Genomic DNA, 16,021 nt, shown 5'->3' on the forward strand with positions numbered 1-16,021 from the left:
GGGCTAGCGACCGCAGGTTCAATGGGTCTTTCCCCCGCATATCGATCACCGCGTCGCCTGTATTGTCTGCCAGTGTCGGCCGTTTCGGCCGATCTGCAGCCGTGGGCGCGGGGCCGGATGACGGCTTATTCGAAGCCGTCACGGATGAGGAGCAGGATGTTCAGTCCCCCTACCAGCAGCATGACGAAGACCGCCGGCCGCCGGCGCGGCGTGGCCGCGGGCATCGCCCTGACGGCGGCGCTGAGCGCCGCGTTCCTGGCGCCCGGAATGGCCACGGCGGCGCCCACGGCCCAGCCGCCGAAGACGGAGATCATCCACGGAGCCGTGATGAACTTCGCCATCAACGTGACGAAGGCGAACCACGGCCAGACGATGAAGGCCGAGCGGGCCGTCGAGAAGGCGGGCGGCGAGGTCATCGCCTCGTACTCCGAGATCGGCGTGGTCATCGCGCAGTCCGACAACACCGTCTTCGCCGACACTCTCCGCCTCGACAAGGCGGTGGAGTCCGTCGGAGCCACCCGCACCGCTCCCGTCGGTGCTGCGGATGCGACCTATCTGGGCGACGCGGTGAGCGATGCTCCCCAGCGTCGGAGCGCCGCGGTCACCAAGGACATGGGCGTCGAATCGGCCGGTGACGTTGTCGCGGATCCCCGCGAGGCGGAGCAGTGGGACATGTCGCTGATCGGCGCCGACGCGGCGCACCAGATCACCGACGGCGACCGCAACGTGCTTGTCGCCGTTCTGGACTCGGGCATCGAGGCCACGCACCCCGACCTTGCCGCCAACATCGACGCGACGGTCTCCGCCGGCTGCATCAGCGGCGTACCGAACACGGCGCCGGAGGCCTGGCAGCCCACCACGAGCTCGCACGGCACGCACGTAGCCGGCACCATCGCCGCCGCGCGCAACGGCGTGGGCATCGTGGGCGTCGCCCCGAACGTGCGGCTCTCGTCGGTGAAGGTCGTCAACGATGACGGATTCATCTACCCCGAGGCAGCGATTTGCGGCTTCATGTACGCCACCTCGACCGGTGCCGACGTGACCAACAACAGCTACTACATCGACCCGTGGATGTTCTGGTGTGACAACGACGCCGACCAGGCCGCCGTCAAGACGGCCGTCGACCGCGCCGTGCAGTACTCGCAGAACAAGGGTGTGGTGAACGTGGCCGCTGCGGGCAACTCGAACATCGATCTCGCCAACAAGACGACCGATGCCTCCAGCCCGAATGACACCACCCCGGCGCTGCGCTCCATCGAAACGGGCTGTGCCGACATCCCCGCCGAGCTTGACGGGGTCGTGACGGTCTCCTCCGCCACGAAGACGAGCGAGAAGTCGAGCTTCTCCAACTACGGGCTCGACGTGATTGATGTCGCGGCACCCGGTTCGTCGATCCTGTCGACGGTCACCGGTGGCGGCTACGCCCTCTACTCGGGCACGTCGATGGCGTCCCCGCATGCCGCAGGTGTGGCCGCGCTGATCAAGTCCACGCACCCGCAGGTGTCGGGTCAGGCCCTCGCCGGTCTGCTCTCCGGGCAGGCCACGGATGTGCCGTGCCCGGTCGGCTCCATCCAGTGCGTCGGCAGCACCGCCGACAACGGTTTCTTCGGCGAGGGCATGGTGAGCGCCCTCTCGGCCGTGCAGTAGTAATCACGAGCCTGGTGGGGTGGACGGCTACGGCCGTCCGCCCCACCGGCCTGTCGGCATCCGTTCGGCAAGCCCCGTCCCGTTCAGCAAGCCCCGTCCCGTTCAGCATCGCCGCCGGGATCACCATGATGCGGCTCCAGCAGGAGGCTCGACAGTGGCTCGACCGTGGGTCAGACGATGGCGAAGGGCGGCGACGTGAGCCCGGCGGTCAGCGCTTCGGCGGGACGGATGCCGGTGGCCACGATGCGGTTGTCGGCATCGACGTGCACGACCCGGGGCACGTACTCGCGGGCTTCCTCGGTGCTCATCAGGCCGTAGGCGATCACGATCACGACGTCGCCCGGCCGGATGAGGTGCGCCGCGGCGCCGTTGATGCCGAGCACGCCGCTGCCGGCCTCACCCTCGATCACGTAGGTTTCGAGGCGGGCACCGTTCGTGACGTCGACGATGGCCACCTTCTCACCCGGCAGGATGTCGGAAGCCGAGAGCAGGTCACGGTCAATCGTCACCGAGCCCACGTAATTCAGGTCCGCGTGCGTCACGGTGGCGCGGTGAATCTTGGCGGTAAACATTGTTCGTAACACGGAAGTAGTCCTTTCCCTTGTCGAGCCCCCCCCGCTGGTCGAGGCGCCGCGAGGCACGAGCGCCTGGATCAAGCCTGTCGAGATCGAGACCAGGTGAGGTATTCCTGACAGCGCATCCGAAGTCTGAGGTTCGGCGTGCGGGGTCTCGATCGCTCCTTCGTCGCGCCTCGACCAGCGGGTGAGGCGAGCGCGCCTCGACCAGCGGGTGGGGGCGAGCGAGGCTCGACCGACGAGCTAGTGGACGAGCGCCCGCTCGATCACGGAGGTGAAGAAGGTGAGCCCGTCGATGCCGCTGCGCATGGCCTCGGCGGTGTCGGGGCCGAAACCGGCCTCGACGGCGTGCTCGGGGTGCGGCATGAGTCCCACGACGTTGCCGCGCACGTTCGTGACGCCGGCGATGTCGTTGAGCGAGCCGTTCGGGTTCACACCGAGGTAGCGGAACGCCACCTGGCCCTCGCCCTCAAGGCGCTCGAGCGTGGCGGCGGACGCAATGAACGCGCCCTCGCCGTTCTTGAGCGGGATGGTGATCTCCTGGCCGGTGGTGAATCCGCCGGTCCAGTCGGTCGACGTGTTCTCGACGCGCAGCTGCTGGTCGCGGCAGATGAACCGGCCAGCCTCGTTGCGGATCAGTCCGCCGTCGAGCAGATGTGCCTCGGCGAGCATCTGGAAGCCGTTGCAGATTCCGAGCACGGGCATGCCCTTGTTGGCCGCGTCGATGACCTCGGTCATGATCGGCGAGAGGCTCGCGATCGCGCCGCAGCGCAGGTAGTCGCCGTAGCTGAAGCCGCCCGGGAGTACCAGCGCGTCGACGCCGTGCAGGTCGTGGTCGCCGTGCCACAGGGCAACGGGCTCCGCGCCGGCGAGGCGGATCGCGCGCTGGGCGTCGCGATCGTCAAGCGAACCGGGGAAGGTGACGACGCCGATGCGCACTAGTTGGCCGGTTCGACGACGTGGATGCCGACGACATCCTCGATCACGGAGTTGGAGAGCACCGTGTCGGCGAGCTCGGCGACGGCGGCGAGGGCCGCGGCATCCGCGGGCCCGTCGATGGTGATCTCGAAACGCTTGCCGACGCGCACGCCGGAAAACTGGGTCTGACCGAGGCGACCGAGGGCGCCGGCTACAGCCTTGCCCTGGGGGTCAAGCAGCTCGGCCTTGGGCATAACTTCTACAACGATTGTTGGCACAGCGCACTCCGCTTTGATTCGAGGGTGGATGGGTCGATTCTACAGGCCGACGCGCCTACCCGGTCAGCCCGCTCTGGCCGAGCAGCACGCCGCGCAGCACATCGCGAATGGCAGCGAGGCCGTCGTAGGTTTCGACGAAGCTGGTGCTGAGGGGTGAGAGGCCGATGCGCAGACCGTTCGGGCTACGGAAATCGGGGATCACGTCGTGCGCCCACAGAGTCGTGGTCACCTGACCCATCGCTGGATGGTTGATGGTGACGTGGCCGCCGCGGTGCGAGCTTTCGCGCGGCGAGGCCACGGTGACGCCCATCGGGGCGAGCCACTCGTCGACGAGGGTGATCGTGAATTCGGTCAGCGCCACCGACTTGGCCCGTACCTGCTCGATACCGGCCTCCTCGATCATGCCGATCGTGTCCTGCATGGCGAGCATCGCCACGATGGCGGGCGTGCCGCTCATGAAACGACGGATGCCCGTGGCCGGCACATACTCCGGACCCATGGCAAAGACGTCTTGCGTGCCCATCCAGCCCTGAATCGGCTGGGCGAGCACCTCCTGCAGGTCGGCGCGCACGTACCCGAAGGCGGGGGATCCTGGGCCGCCGTTGAGGTACTTGTACGAACAGCCCACGGCGAGGTCGACGTCGCAGAGGTCGAGTTGCACCGGAACGGAACCGGTGGAGTGCGAGAGGTCCCACAGCACGAGTGCGTCGTGCTCGTGCGCGATCTGTGTGATCGACCGCATGTCTGCGATGTAGCCGGAGCGGTAGGCCACGTGCTCAGCACCACGAGGGCCGTGCGCGGGCCCACGGCCTCGCGCACCTGCTCGGGCGTGACGCCGCTCTCGGTCGAGGACATGATCCAGCGCAGGCTCAGCCCGCGCTCGGCGGCGATGCCCTCGAGGATGTAGCGGTCCGTGGGGAAGTTGTCGGAGTCGAGCACGATCTCGGTGCGTCCGGGGCGGGAATCCACGGCGGCGCGCGCGAGCTTGTAGAGCAGCACGGTGGTGGAATCGCCCACGAACGTCTGGCCGGGTGCCGCGCCGATCACCGAGCGGCCGAGGTCGTCGCCGATGCGCAGCGGCAGTTCCATCCATGATTCGTCCCAGCCGCGAATGAGGCGCTCGCCCCAGGCGTGGGTGATGAAATCGGCGATGCGCTCGGCGCTGGCCTTCGTCGGTCGGCCGAGGGAGTTGCCGTCGAGGTAGGCGAGCGGGTTGGCATCGTCAGGAAGGGCGTCCGTCCCGATGAAGCGCGGCCGGTAGTGGGCGAGGCCGTCGATGCGGTCCATGCGCCGGGCGAACGTGAGGTGCGCGTCGAGGCCGGTCGGGTCCTGGGGAGTCATGCGTCTTCCTTCACATCTGTTGCGGCAACGGCGCGCGCCGTGCACAGCCAATCGACGAAACCGGCCGGGTCGGTCGGGCGGGCTCCTGGGATAACGGTAACGCGGTCTTGCGTCCATGCGAGCCCTGCGGTCCCGATAAGGGAGGTGATCACGGCGTCGGGCGAGAGGCCGGCGTGGAGTAGCCCCTCGATCTCGCGCCGGTTCAGGCCGACGGGCAGCGGGCCGTTGCCGAGGTCCGTCCCGTAGAGAACGCGTCCGCCGGCCGCGTGGAATCGACGGAGATTATCGCAGGCCCGCGCGAAATCGTCGTTCCGCGCGCCCCAGCCGTGAATGTCGAGGGTGCTGATCCACGTCATCCTGCCCGCCATGGCGACGATCAGACCGTCGTCAAGTCGCTCGCTGAAGGGCGTGTGGGCGAACATGTCGGCGCCGGCGGTGAACGCGCGTTCAGCTTGACCTGCACCCTCGGCATGCACCACGACCGGCAGCCGCCGTTCCCGGGCCCGGGTCAGGATGGCAACGAGAACGTCGTCGGCCAGCACGGGGCCGGCGACGGAGTTGAGCGTGACCTTCACAACGGATGCGCCGGCGTCGGCCTGCCGGTCGACCGCAGCCGCGGCATCCGCTCGTGTCGCCACCGGGCACACGCTGCCCGGCGGGGTCCAGGACTGCTGCGTGGGGTACCCGCCCGGCGCGGTGAGGAACTGGTGAGCGTATGCCGCTTCGGGCAGGTCGATCGCGGATGCCGCGGGCAGGCCGCCGAGGTCGAGCACGCGCCCGATTCCTCCGGAGAGGAGGGTGGCCGGGTCGATCAGCGTGAGGTGGACATGGGCGTCGAGGAACGCGGGCAGTACCGTCATGCGATCGAGCCGATGGTTGCGTGAGGGGTGTGTGTTGTCGAGTTGTGGGCTGGCGCCTGTGGCGAGGCTTCGCTGCGCGCTCGCGCGTCGAGGAACGCGGGCAGTACCGTCATGCGATCGAGCCGATGGTTGCGTGAAGCGTGTGTGTTGTCGAGGTTGCCGATTTGTGGGCTGGCGCCTGTGGCGAGGCTTCGCCGCGCGCACGCGCGCCGAGGAACGCGGGCAGTACCGTCACTGGCCGATTTCCGTGCGCACCGCGAACAGCTCCGGGAAGAACGTGAGCTCGAGCGCCTTCTGCAGAAATGCCGCTCCGCTCGACCCGCCGGTGCCGGGCTTCATGCCGATGATGCGCTGCACTGTCTTGAGGTGCCGAAAACGCCACAGCTGAAAGTTGTCTTCGAGGTCGACGAGTTCTTCACAGGCCTCGTAGGCGCTCCAGTGCTCGCTCGCATTCTCGTAGATGGTACGGAACACGGCCACGATTTCGGGGTGCAGCACCCACGCCTCCGTGACGTCGCGCTCGAGCACCGCGGCCGGAATGTCGAACCCGGCCCGGGCAAGGTAGCGCAGGAACTCGTCGTAGATGCTCGGCGCCTCGAGCACCTCGGTGAGCAGAGCGTGGGCCGCGGGATCGCTCTCGAAAACGCTGAGCATCCGTCGGTTCTTGTTGCCGAGGGCGAATTCGACTGCGCGGTATTGGTACGACTGGAAGCCCGAGGAGTTGCCGAGGAACCCGCGGAATTCGGCGTATTCGGTGGGGGTGAGCGTCGCGAGCACGGACCACTGCTCGGTGAGGGTGCGCTGAATGTGCTTGACCCTGGCGATGCGCTTGAGCGCCGGCGCGAGATCGTCGACCCGCAGCGACTCGGTGGCCGCGCGCAGTTCGTGCAGCACGAGCTTGAGCCAGAGCTCGGTGGTCTGGTGCTGGATGATGAAGAGCAGCTCATCGTGGTGCTCGGGTGAACTCACGGGCTTTTGCGCGGTGAGCAGCGTGGGCAGGTCTAGGTAGGAGCCGTAGCTCATTCGCTCGCGAAAATCGGTGACGATCTCGGGGTCGAAGTCGCGGGTGTTGTTCTCGACGGGCATTCCTTGTTTCCGTTTCTGAGCCGGCTGCGCGAGCGGCGACGATGCCGGTTCCTTTCCCTGAATTCTGCGTGCTCGGGGGCCACGATGCAAGGCGGAGCCACCTCACGTGGGAATCACGGAGGATTCCCTCCGAGAACACGCAGGTGATGGTCCTAGACTCAAATGCATGACTTCGACCCCCCGCGCGCCTCAGGACGGTTCTCAACCGCGGCGCCGTGACGCGCGTCAGAACCGTGAGCGTCTCGTGACCGAGGCTCGTGCCCTGTTCGCGACCGACGGTGTGGATGCCTCCCTCGAGGAGATCGCGCGCCGCGCTGACGTGGGCGTGGCCACCCTGTACCGAAACTTCCCCACCCGTGACGACCTCGTTCGTGCCCTGTACGAACTTGCTCTCGCCGAGCTCGCCTCGGTGCGCGGCGAGATGGAGGCCGCGGCCACCGCCTGGGCCGGCGTCGTCATCTACACCGAACGTGTGGCCGAGTGGCTCGTGGCCGACCCGTCCCTGCCGGCCATTCTCAAGCGGATGGCGCAGATTGATCCCGCCAATCGCCCGGCGGCCCAGTTCGACACCTTCATCGCCGCCCTGGTCGCCCAGGCGAAGAAAGACGGCGACCTGCGCCCCGACGTGGACGCCGTCGATATCGCCGTTCTCGTGACCATGGTCGGTTCGCTCGGCAGCCTCGGCGAGGGATTCGCCGGCCAATGGCGCCGCCAGCTCTCGATCGTGCTCGACGGCCTGCGGCCGGCGGGGTACTCCCGTCCCAAGCTCGCCGGTCGCCCGCTCAACGCGAAGGAGTTCCATGCCACGCTGCACGGTCTCACTCGTCGTGCGAAGCGCGCCGGCCGCACCGGCCACGGCCCCGCTTCCTAGCCCCGCGCCCCTCCCGCTCCGCCTCCTCCATTCCGCTGGTCGAGGAGTGCGCGCTGGCGCGCGTCTACTAGGGAAATGCGGCGCCTCTCCCCATCTCGCTGGTCGAGGCGCGACGAAGGAGCGATCGAGACCGCGCGACCTGACTCTCGAGACTCGGCTCGCGGGGTCTCGAGACACGCCGTAGACGGCGTTCCTCGACCAGCGGAATGGGGAAACCGCGGCGCATTTCCCCATCCTTCGATGGGGCGAAGGGCCAGAACAGCTCGAGACCACGTGAGCCGCCCCTCAGACGCGGCTCGCATCGTCGCGATCACGACCAGCTGGATGGCCTAGTCCTGATGCAGCTGAATGAGGTTGCCGCAGGTGTCGTCGAACTCCGCCGAGGTGCCGGAGGCGTCCGTGTTCGGCTTTTCCACGAAGCGCACCTTAAGGGCCAGAAGGCGCTCGTACTCGGCCTGCACATCGGGAACGCCGAAGACGATCGCCGGGATACCGAGGCGGTAGAGCCCTTCCTGGTAGTTCTTGCCCACCTTGGTGTCGGTGGGTTCGAGCAGCAGCCCGACCCCGGCCGGGTCTTCCGGGGAGCGCACGATGTAGAGCTCATGCTCGGGCATCTTCACGAGTTCTTCGAAACCGAGGATCTTCGTGTAGAACACGAACGCCGAGGACGGGTCGGTGACGTGCACGCTGCACATTTTGATTCTCATACCGTGAACACTACAGAAGGCCGCCGACGCCGCGGCGGTACGTTACGCCGCGGTCAGGCGCTGCAGCAGCTCGCGGTAGCGGTCGGCGGTCTGCTCCACGATGTCCCCGGGGAGCAGCGGCGGGGTGCCCGTGCCGTCCCAGTGCGCTGCGAGCCAGTCCCGCACGATCTGCTTGTCGAAGCTCGCCATGCGCTCGTCGGGGGTGGTGCCCGACTGCCAGGCCGCGGCATCCCAGTAGCGGCTTGAGTCGCTCGTGAGCACCTCGTCGGCGAGGGTCGTCACTCCGGTTGCGCGGTCGGCGCCGAATTCGAACTTGGTGTCGGCGAGAATCACGCCGGCGTTCTCCGCGATGGTCGACGCGGTGGCGAAGAGGGCGAGCGAGAGGGTGCGGAGCTCGTCGGCCACGGTGGCGCCCACGAGCTCGACGGTGCGCTCGAACGAGATGTTTTCGTCGTGCTCGCCCATCGGTGCCTTCCACGCCGGCGTGTAAATGGGTTCGGGAAGGCGGTCACCGTTTGTGAGCCCGGCGGGCAGGGGGATGCCGCACACCGACTGGCTGACCTGGTATTCCTTCCAGCCCGAGCCGGTGAGGTAGCCGCGCACGACGCACTCCACCGGGAACATGTCGAGGGTTCTGCAGAGCATCGCCCGGCCGGCGACCGCGCCGGGAATCAGCTCGCGCACGGTATCGCCCACCAGCTCATGGTCGGACACGAGGTGGTTGGGCACCTGGGTGAGTCGGTCGAACCACCACAGGCTCAGGGTGGTGAGCAGCTCACCCTTGCCCGGAATCCCCGGCTCGAGTACCTGGTCGAACGCGCTCACCCGGTCGCTCGCCACCACGAGCACACGTGCGGCGCCGGACAGGTCGGTGGGGGCATCCGGGGCGTCAGGAATGTAGAGGTCGCGCACCTTGCCCGAGTAGGCGTGGCGCCATCCCGGCAGGTCGAGAGCGACGGATGCTGTGGGCTGCGCGGATTCGGTCACCCGCCTATTCTGTCCTACTTGAGCAGCGCCACGTCGGAGACGAGCTCGATGTGCGCGAGCATCGCCGCGGTCGCCGCGGTCGCATCCTGGGCCCGGATCGCCTCGGTGATGATGCGATGCGACGCGAGGGACTGCTCGGGCCGCCCCGGCTGGGCCAGGGATTCGAGCCGCGTTTCGAGGATCATCTCGGCGATGAAGGTCATGAGCTGGCCGAGCACGGGGGAGTGGGCGGCGGCGGTGACCGCCTGATGGAAGAGTTCGTCGCCGTGGGCCCCGCGGTCGCCGCCGACGATTTCCTCCTGCATCACGCGCAGGGCGTCGTCGATCGCGGCCAGATCGTCATCCGTTCGGCGTTCGGCGGCCAGCTCGGCGAGCTTCACCTCGAGGGTGCTGCGGGCCTCGACGATCTCGGGAAGCCGGTTGCGATGTTCCTGCAGTCCTTTGATGACCGTGGCGATGCTCGGCCGGTACACGAGCACGGCGCCGGTGCCGTGCTGCACATCGATGACCCCGAGCACCTCCAGCGCCACGAGGGCCTGGGCGAGCGTGGCGCGGGAGACACCGAGACGTTCGGCGAGGTCGCGTTCGGCGGGCAGGAGGTCGCCCGGGCCGAGGCGGGCCGACTCGATGTAGGCGAGCAGCTGGGCCACAAGCTGTTCGTAGAGTCGCGGTTTCGAGACTCTGGTCAACGGCTCTGGTGTGGTGTCCCTGCCCATGGTGCCTCTCCCTCGCTTGTGGAACCCAGAGTACACGGCTCTTGACAAACTCACCTACTGTCTAGGAGGCTAGGCCAGTGAGCCAATTGCTCGCATCCGTGTGAACCAATGGAGGAACAACGATGTCCGCTCCCGTTATCTCGATCATCATCCTGGCGGTGATGTTTCTCGTCGCCACGCTCCTGCCCGTCAACATGGGCGCGCTGGCCTTCGTGGGTGCATTTCTGCTCGGTGCCGTCTTCCTCGGCATGGAGACCAGCGATATTCTCGCCAACTTCCCGGGCGGGCTGTTCCTCACCCTCGTGGGCGTCACATACCTGTTCGCCATCGCCCAGGGCAATGGCACCATCGACCTCCTGGTGCGGGGCGCCGTGCGGCTCGTCGGCGGACGGGTGGCCCTCATTCCCTGGGTGATGTTCGTGATCACCGCCCTGATCACCGCCGTCGGCGCGCTCTCCCCGGCCGCCGTGGCGATCGTGGCACCGATCGCCCTCGGCTTCGCCCGCAAGTACAAGATCAGCCCACTCCTGATGGGCATGATGGTGATCCACGGCGCGCAGGGCGGCGGCTTCTCGCCGATCGCCGTCTACGGCGTGATCGTGAACAGCCTCATCTCAACCACCGGACTCGACGCGAGCCCGACCGCGGTGTTCCTCTCCAGCCTCATCTTCAACCTGCTGATCGCCGTCGTGCTGTTCATGGTTCTCGGCGGCCGACAGCTGATGTCGAGCCGGGTCGGTCACTTCGTGGAGCAGGCCGCCGAAGCTCGTATGGCGGTCAGCGTCGGGGCACGCTCCGGCGGCGACGTGGAGTACAAGGGCTTCGGGTCCGGCATCTACGGCCCTCGAGACCCCGCCGGAGACGGCGTGGAGGCCACGACAACCCGCGGGGAGCGCATCCCGCAGTTCGTGACCGTCGCCGGCCTCATCGCCCTCGCCGTGATCGCCCTCGGGTTCAAGGTGGACGTGGGCTTTGTCGCCATCACGATCGCTGTCATCCTCGCGCTGGTCTCGCCGACCGCCCAGAAGGGCGCCGTCAACAAGATCAGCTGGTCCACGGTGCTGCTCATCTGCGGCATGCTCACCTTCGTCGGTGTTCTCGAAGAGGCCGGAACGATCGAATACGTGTCCGCCGCGGTTGCCACGCTCGGCATGCCCCTGCTCGCCGCCCTGCTGATTTGCTACATCGGTGCCGTCGTCTCCGCCTTCGCTTCGTCGACCGCGATTCTGGCCGCGTTGATTCCGCTGGCCGTGCCGTTCCTGGCCACCGGGGAGATCGGCGCCATCGGCGTGATCTGCGCGCTCGCCGTGGCATCGACAATCGTCGATGTGTCGCCCTTCTCCACCAACGGCGCGCTCGTGCTCGCCAATGCCCCCGACGACGTGGACAAGGACCGCTTCTACAAGCAGATCCTGGCCTACAGCGGAATCGTCGTCGTGGCCGGGCCCGCCATCGCCTGGGCGGTACTCGTGCTGCCCGGCTGGCTGTAACCCGCGACCATACGCCAGTCATTGAGAGAGGACCGAACATGAGCACCACCACCGACACGCAGGCACGCACGCCGGGTCCGCTCGCGGGTTACCTCGTCGTGGATCTCAGCCGCGCACTCGCCGGTCCGCACGCGAGCATGATGCTCGCCGACCTGGGCGCGCGCGTGATCAAGGTCGAAAATCCCGGCACGGGAGACGACACGCGTGGCTGGGGACCGCCCTTCGTGGGCCCCGCGGACGATCCGCAGTCCACGTACTTTCTCTCCTGCAACCGCAACAAGGAGTCGATCGCGCTGGATTTGAAGAGCGACGACGGGCGAGAGGTGCTGAGCGAGCTGCTGTTGCGGGCCGACGTGGTGGTGGAGAACTTCCGTCCCGGAGTGCTCGATCGCCTCGGGTTCTCGCCCGAGACGATGCACGCGCTCAATCCGGCCCTGGTGATCCTCTCCATCACCGGGTTCGGCCACGACGGCCCGGAATCGAGCCGCAGCGGCTACGACCAGATTGTGCAGGGCGAGGCCGGCCTGATGTCGCTCACCGGCGCCGGCCCCGACGACCCGCAGCGGGTGGGCGTGCCGATCGCGGACCTGCTCTCGGGCATGTACGGAGCGTTCGGCCTGCTCGCGGCCCTTCTCGAGCGCGAGCGCACCGGCCGGGGACAGGTCGTGCGCACCTCCCTGCTCGCGGCGTTGGTGGGCGTGCACGCGTTCCAGGGCACCCGCACCACCGTGGCCGGCGAGGTGCCGGAGGCGCAGGGCAACCACCATCCCTCGATCGCTCCCTACGGTCTGTTCCCCTGCCGCGGCGGCAGCGTGCAGATCAGCATCGGCAGCGAGAAGCTCTGGGCCACCTTTGCCGCCGAGTTCGGCCTCGAGGCGACCCGCACCGAGTGGGCCACCAATGCCCAGCGCGTGCGCAACCGGGCGAGCCTGAAAGCGTCGATAGCGGATGTCTTCGCCGACTTCGACGCCGCAACCCTGCTGCAGAAGCTGGGAGACGCCGGGATCCCGGCCGGGAAGGTGCGTTCTCTCGATGAGGTCTATAAATGGGATCAGGTGCTCTCGCAGGGGTTGCTGATCGACGTGGAGCATGAGGTGCTCGGCCGGATCAGTCTCCCCGGACCGCCGCTCCGGTTCTTCGGCCCCGCGGATAGGGTCGAGACAACGAACACGACGCACTCCGCGCCGCCCCGGCTCGACCAACACGGCAGCGACATTCGAACCTGGCTCAACCGCTCACTGGAAGGTATCCCACGATGACGACCGAAGAAAAGGTGCGACACCTCACCGCCGCCGAACTCATCGACGTGGTGGTCGACTCGGGCTCGTTCACGAGTTGGGACCGGCCCGTGGTCGACCCGAACCCGAACGAGGCCTACCGGGCCGACCTCGTGAAGGCGCGCGCGAAGAGCGGCACCGACGAGGCCGTGCTCACCGGTGAGGGGCTGATCCGTCACCGTCGAGTGGCGATCGTGGTGAGCGAGTTCAACTTCCTCGCCGGATCGATCGGTCTCTCCGCCGCCGACCGCATCGTGGACGCGATCGAGCGCGCCACCCGCGAGGGGTTGCCGGTTTTGGCCGGACCGGCATCGGGCGGCACCCGCATGCAGGAGGGCACGCTCGCCTTTCTGTCGATGGTGAAGATCACGGCCGCGGTGCGCGCGCACCGCGAGGCGGGGCATCCGTACCTGGTGTACCTCCGGCACCCGACAACGGGCGGAGTGATGGCCTCGTGGGGCTCGCTGGGGCACGTGACCGTGGCCGAGCCGGGCGCGCTGCTCGGGTTTCTCGGCCCGCGGGTCTACGAGGCGCTGTACGGCAAGAAATTTCCGGAGAACGTACAGGTCTCAGAGAACCTGTTCAACCAGGGACTGATCGACGCCGTGGTTCCGCCGGAGCAGCTGCCGGAGATCGTGCACCGGGCGCTGACGATTCTCACCGACAGGTCGTCCGCACCGGTGGCGGCGCCGGAGACCATGCACGTGCGGCCGGCAACGGGAGGCGCGTGGGCATCCATTCAGATTTCCCGCAACCCCCGCCGACCGGACCTGCGCCAGCTGCTCGCCTACGGCGCGCACGACGTGCTGCCGCTCAACGGCACGGGCGAGGGCGAGAAAGACCCGGGGCTCATGCTCGCCATGGCGCGGTTCGGGCAGCAGAGCTGCATCGTGCTCGGGCACATTCGGCCGCGACCCTCACAGGACACGAAGATGGGGCCGGGGTCGCTCCGGGAAGCCCGCCGTGGAATGCGCCTGGCGGAAGAGCTCGGCATCCCGTTGCTCACGGTGATCGACACCGCCGGTGCTGCCCTGTCGAAGGAGGCGGAAGAGGGCGGCATGGCCGGGGAGATCGCCCGGTCGTTGCACGAGCTGATCGGCCTGCGGTCGGCTACCGTGTCGGTGTTGCTCGGCCAGGGCGCCGGCGGTGGAGCGCTCGCGCTGCTGCCGGCCGACCGCACGATCGCCGCGCAACATTCCTGCTGTCGCCGTTGCCGCCGGAGGGGGCGAGCGCCATCGTGCACCGCAGCACCGAGTTCGCGCCGGCGATGTCGGAGGCGCAGGGGGTCAATGTGGCGTCGCTCTTCGCCAACGGGATCGTCGACCACATCGTGGACGAGCGTCCCGACGCCGCCGAGGAGGGCCGGGCCTTCTGTCAGCGGATGGCCGGGGCGATCGAGTACGAGCTGTCGGCGCTCGCCGCGGTGCCGGTCGACGAACTGCTGCCGCGCCGCGTGGCCCGTTACCACTCGCTCGGCCGCTGACCCCGTCCGCTGGTCGAGGCGCGACGAAGGATTGACCCCGCCCGTTGGTCGAGGCGCGACGAAGGAGCGATCGAGACCCCGCGAGCCGATCCTTGGACTGAACTCGGGTCTGAGCAGCGTCTCACCAGGTCTCGATCTCGACAAGCTCGATCCAAGCGCTCGTGCCTCGCGCCTCGACCGGCGGTTCGGGTGCTGCGCGTCTCTTTCGCCATCGACTGGGTCGAGACGCAGCGGGGTGTTACCCGACCCGGGCCGCGATGTCCGTGCGGAACTGCGCACCCTCGAGCTGCACGTGGCCGAGTGCCTCGTAGGCGCGGGCACGAGCTTCGCGGAACGAGGCGCCGACGGCGACGACGCTCAACACGCGACCGCCGGTCGACACCAGGGCATCTCCCCGCCTGGCGGTGGCGGCGTGGGCGACCGTGACGCCGGGCACCTGCAGAGCGGCGTCGAGCCCGGTGATCTCGCGGCCGGTGAGCGGTGTTTCCGGGTACTTCTCGCTCGCGAGCACCACGGTCACGGCAACATCGGTCGAGAATTCGGGCCACTCGCGGCCGTTGAGGGCGCCGGTCGAGGCGTCGAACAGAAGCTCGGACAGCGGCGTCACGAGGCGCGGAAGCACGACCTGCGTCTCCGGGTCACCGAAGCGCGCGTTGAATTCGATCACCCGAATACCCGCTGACGTGACGATCAGGCCGCAGTAGAGCAGCCCGACGAACGGGGTGTTTTCGGCGGCGAGCTGGCGCACGGTGGGCAGCGCGACGGTGTCGATGATCTGCTGCACGAACTCCTTCTCGCTGCCGAAATCGGCGTCGAGCCAGGGCAGCGGCGAGTACGCGCCCATGCCGCCGGTATTCGGTCCGGCGTCGTTGTTGCCCAGGCGCTTGTAGTCCTGGGCGGGGGAGAGGGGCAGCACGGTGTGGCCGTCGCTGAGCAGGAAGAGCGAGATCTCCTGGCCGTCGAGGAACTCCTCCACCAGAATGCTGCCGTGCTCGAGCCAGTACGTGGCATGCTCGCGGGCGGCCGAGAGATCGGAGGTCACGAGCACGCCCTTACCGGCGGCGAGCCCGTCGGCCTTCACCACGTAGGGGGCACCGAATTCGGCGAGGGCAACCTCCACCTCGGCGAGTGTGCCCGCGCGCACCGCACGACCGGTGGGGACTCCGGCGTCGTCCATGATGCGCTTGGCGAAGGTTTTGCTGCCTTCCAGGGCGGCGGCGGCCTTGTCCGGTCCGAACACGGCGATGCCGCGTGTGCGCAGGGCATCGGCGACGCCGGCCACGAGCGGGGCCTCCGGTCCGATTACCACAAGTTCCACGTTCTCGCGGATGGCGTAGTTGGTGACCGCCTCGGCATCCGTCGCGTCGAGCACCACGACGGGCACGTCGGCGGCGATGCCGGCGTTGCCGGGCGCGGCCGTGATCGTGTGCCGGGGCTCCTCGCGGAGCAAAGCGGTGATGATGGCGTGCTCGCGGGCACCGGAACCGAGGACCAAGATTTTCACGGTTTCAGGTTATCCGATGTGGCGGTCGCGGACTGTCGCGCTCGTCGTGAGGCATGAGCGGAACCGGTCGACTACCCGTCACATTGGTCGACGCGGGGTCTCGTCCTGGAAACCAGAGAAAACTATACTTGAATCAACTGACCCGCACGGTGATGGGCACCTCCACCACTCAGCGCGGATGTGACCCTGCCCGATGCGAATCGAGGATCAGATGGCTTCGAAGACACGTGAGTATGAGAGTCTCCTGGAAGCGGTGCCGCAACCGTTGGTGGGGATGGACC

Annotated in this window: 13 protein-coding genes and 2 pseudogenes; 5 read left to right on the forward strand and 10 right to left on the reverse strand. The window is 67.9% G+C overall.

From position 1 onward, the window contains the following. Positions 1-156 precede the first annotated feature (156 nt). The gene (locus JF66_RS05375) at positions 157-1,647 is read left to right on the forward strand and encodes a S8 family serine peptidase (RefSeq protein WP_231556301.1); all 1,491 of its coding nucleotides are present in this window, start codon (positions 157-159) and stop codon (positions 1,645-1,647) included. A gap of 170 nt (positions 1,648-1,817) precedes the next feature. Here the strand turns inward: JF66_RS05375 and panD are convergent, their stop codons facing one another. The 6 genes and pseudogenes from panD to kynA all read right to left on the reverse strand — a co-directional run bounded on the left by panD (position 1,818) and on the right by kynA (position 6,705). Continuing rightward, positions 1,818-2,231: an aspartate 1-decarboxylase gene (gene panD, locus JF66_RS05380; protein WP_081882169.1), complete on the reverse strand. Its 414-nt coding sequence runs from the start codon at positions 2,229-2,231 to the stop codon at positions 1,818-1,820. 234 nt (positions 2,232-2,465) lie between these two features. Continuing rightward, on the reverse strand, positions 2,466-3,161 hold the full coding sequence (purQ, locus tag JF66_RS05385) for a phosphoribosylformylglycinamidine synthase subunit PurQ (RefSeq protein WP_035876111.1): 696 nt from the start codon (positions 3,159-3,161) through the stop codon (positions 2,466-2,468). Further along, a complete protein-coding gene (gene purS, locus JF66_RS05390) occupies positions 3,161-3,418 on the reverse strand; it encodes a phosphoribosylformylglycinamidine synthase subunit PurS (RefSeq protein ID WP_035837695.1) in 258 nt (85 codons plus the stop codon). Before purS ends, purQ begins: the two co-directional genes overlap by 1 nt. 55 nt (positions 3,419-3,473) lie before the next feature. Next, positions 3,474-4,759: pseudogene (locus JF66_RS05395) on the reverse strand (kynureninase). Next, on the reverse strand, positions 4,756-5,619 hold the full coding sequence (locus JF66_RS05400) for an amidohydrolase family protein (protein WP_051973154.1): 864 nt from the start codon (positions 5,617-5,619) through the stop codon (positions 4,756-4,758). The pseudogene JF66_RS05395 and the gene JF66_RS05400 overlap by 4 nt, the downstream one beginning before the upstream one ends. 231 nt (positions 5,620-5,850) lie before the next feature. Then, positions 5,851-6,705: a tryptophan 2,3-dioxygenase gene (gene kynA / locus JF66_RS05405; protein ID WP_035876113.1), complete on the reverse strand. Its 855-nt coding sequence runs from the start codon at positions 6,703-6,705 to the stop codon at positions 5,851-5,853. A 166-nt stretch (positions 6,706-6,871) separates the two neighbouring features. Here kynA and JF66_RS05410 point away from each other — a divergent pair, with 166 nt between their 5' ends. After that, a complete protein-coding gene (locus tag JF66_RS05410) occupies positions 6,872-7,576 on the forward strand; it encodes a TetR/AcrR family transcriptional regulator (RefSeq protein WP_051973155.1) in 705 nt (234 codons plus the stop codon). A 329-nt stretch (positions 7,577-7,905) separates the two neighbouring features. On the opposite strand, the gene JF66_RS05415 is transcribed toward JF66_RS05410, so the two are convergent. Genes JF66_RS05415 through JF66_RS05425 form a run of 3 tightly spaced genes read right to left on the reverse strand, consistent with a single transcriptional unit; the run spans position 7,906 to position 9,986 of the window. After that, positions 7,906-8,283, reverse strand: a complete 378-nt coding sequence (locus JF66_RS05415; protein WP_035876116.1) for a VOC family protein — start codon at positions 8,281-8,283, stop codon at positions 7,906-7,908. Between the two features lie 42 nt (positions 8,284-8,325). Next, positions 8,326-9,270: a phosphoribosylaminoimidazolesuccinocarboxamide synthase gene (locus tag JF66_RS05420; protein WP_035876119.1), complete on the reverse strand. Its 945-nt coding sequence runs from the start codon at positions 9,268-9,270 to the stop codon at positions 8,326-8,328. Positions 9,271-9,284: 14 nt separating this feature from the next. Continuing rightward, a complete protein-coding gene (locus tag JF66_RS05425) occupies positions 9,285-9,986 on the reverse strand; it encodes a FadR/GntR family transcriptional regulator (RefSeq protein WP_035876122.1) in 702 nt (233 codons plus the stop codon). Between the two features lie 122 nt (positions 9,987-10,108). On the opposite strand from JF66_RS05425, the gene JF66_RS05430 reads away from it, so the two are divergent. The 3 genes and pseudogenes from JF66_RS05430 (at position 10,109) to JF66_RS05440 (ending at position 14,236) form a co-directional block, all read left to right on the forward strand. After that, positions 10,109-11,476, forward strand: coding sequence for an SLC13 family permease (locus JF66_RS05430; RefSeq protein WP_035876126.1), 1,368 nt, complete (start codon positions 10,109-10,111; stop codon positions 11,474-11,476). A 38-nt stretch (positions 11,477-11,514) separates the two neighbouring features. Beyond that, positions 11,515-12,735: a CaiB/BaiF CoA-transferase family protein gene (locus JF66_RS05435; protein ID WP_035876129.1), complete on the forward strand. Its 1,221-nt coding sequence runs from the start codon at positions 11,515-11,517 to the stop codon at positions 12,733-12,735. After that, positions 12,732-14,236: pseudogene (locus JF66_RS05440) on the forward strand (carboxyl transferase domain-containing protein). The gene JF66_RS05435 and the pseudogene JF66_RS05440 overlap by 4 nt, the downstream one beginning before the upstream one ends. Before the next feature lie 238 nt (positions 14,237-14,474). On the opposite strand, the gene purD reads toward JF66_RS05440, so the two are convergent. Beyond that, entirely contained in the window at positions 14,475-15,740 is a 1,266-nt protein-coding gene (gene purD / locus JF66_RS05445; protein WP_035876132.1) for a phosphoribosylamine--glycine ligase, read from the reverse strand. Positions 15,741-16,021: the final 281 nt, after the last annotated feature.

The organism is Cryobacterium sp. MLB-32 (assembly GCF_000738085.1).
GTDB lineage: Bacteria > Actinomycetota > Actinomycetes > Actinomycetales > Microbacteriaceae > Cryobacterium.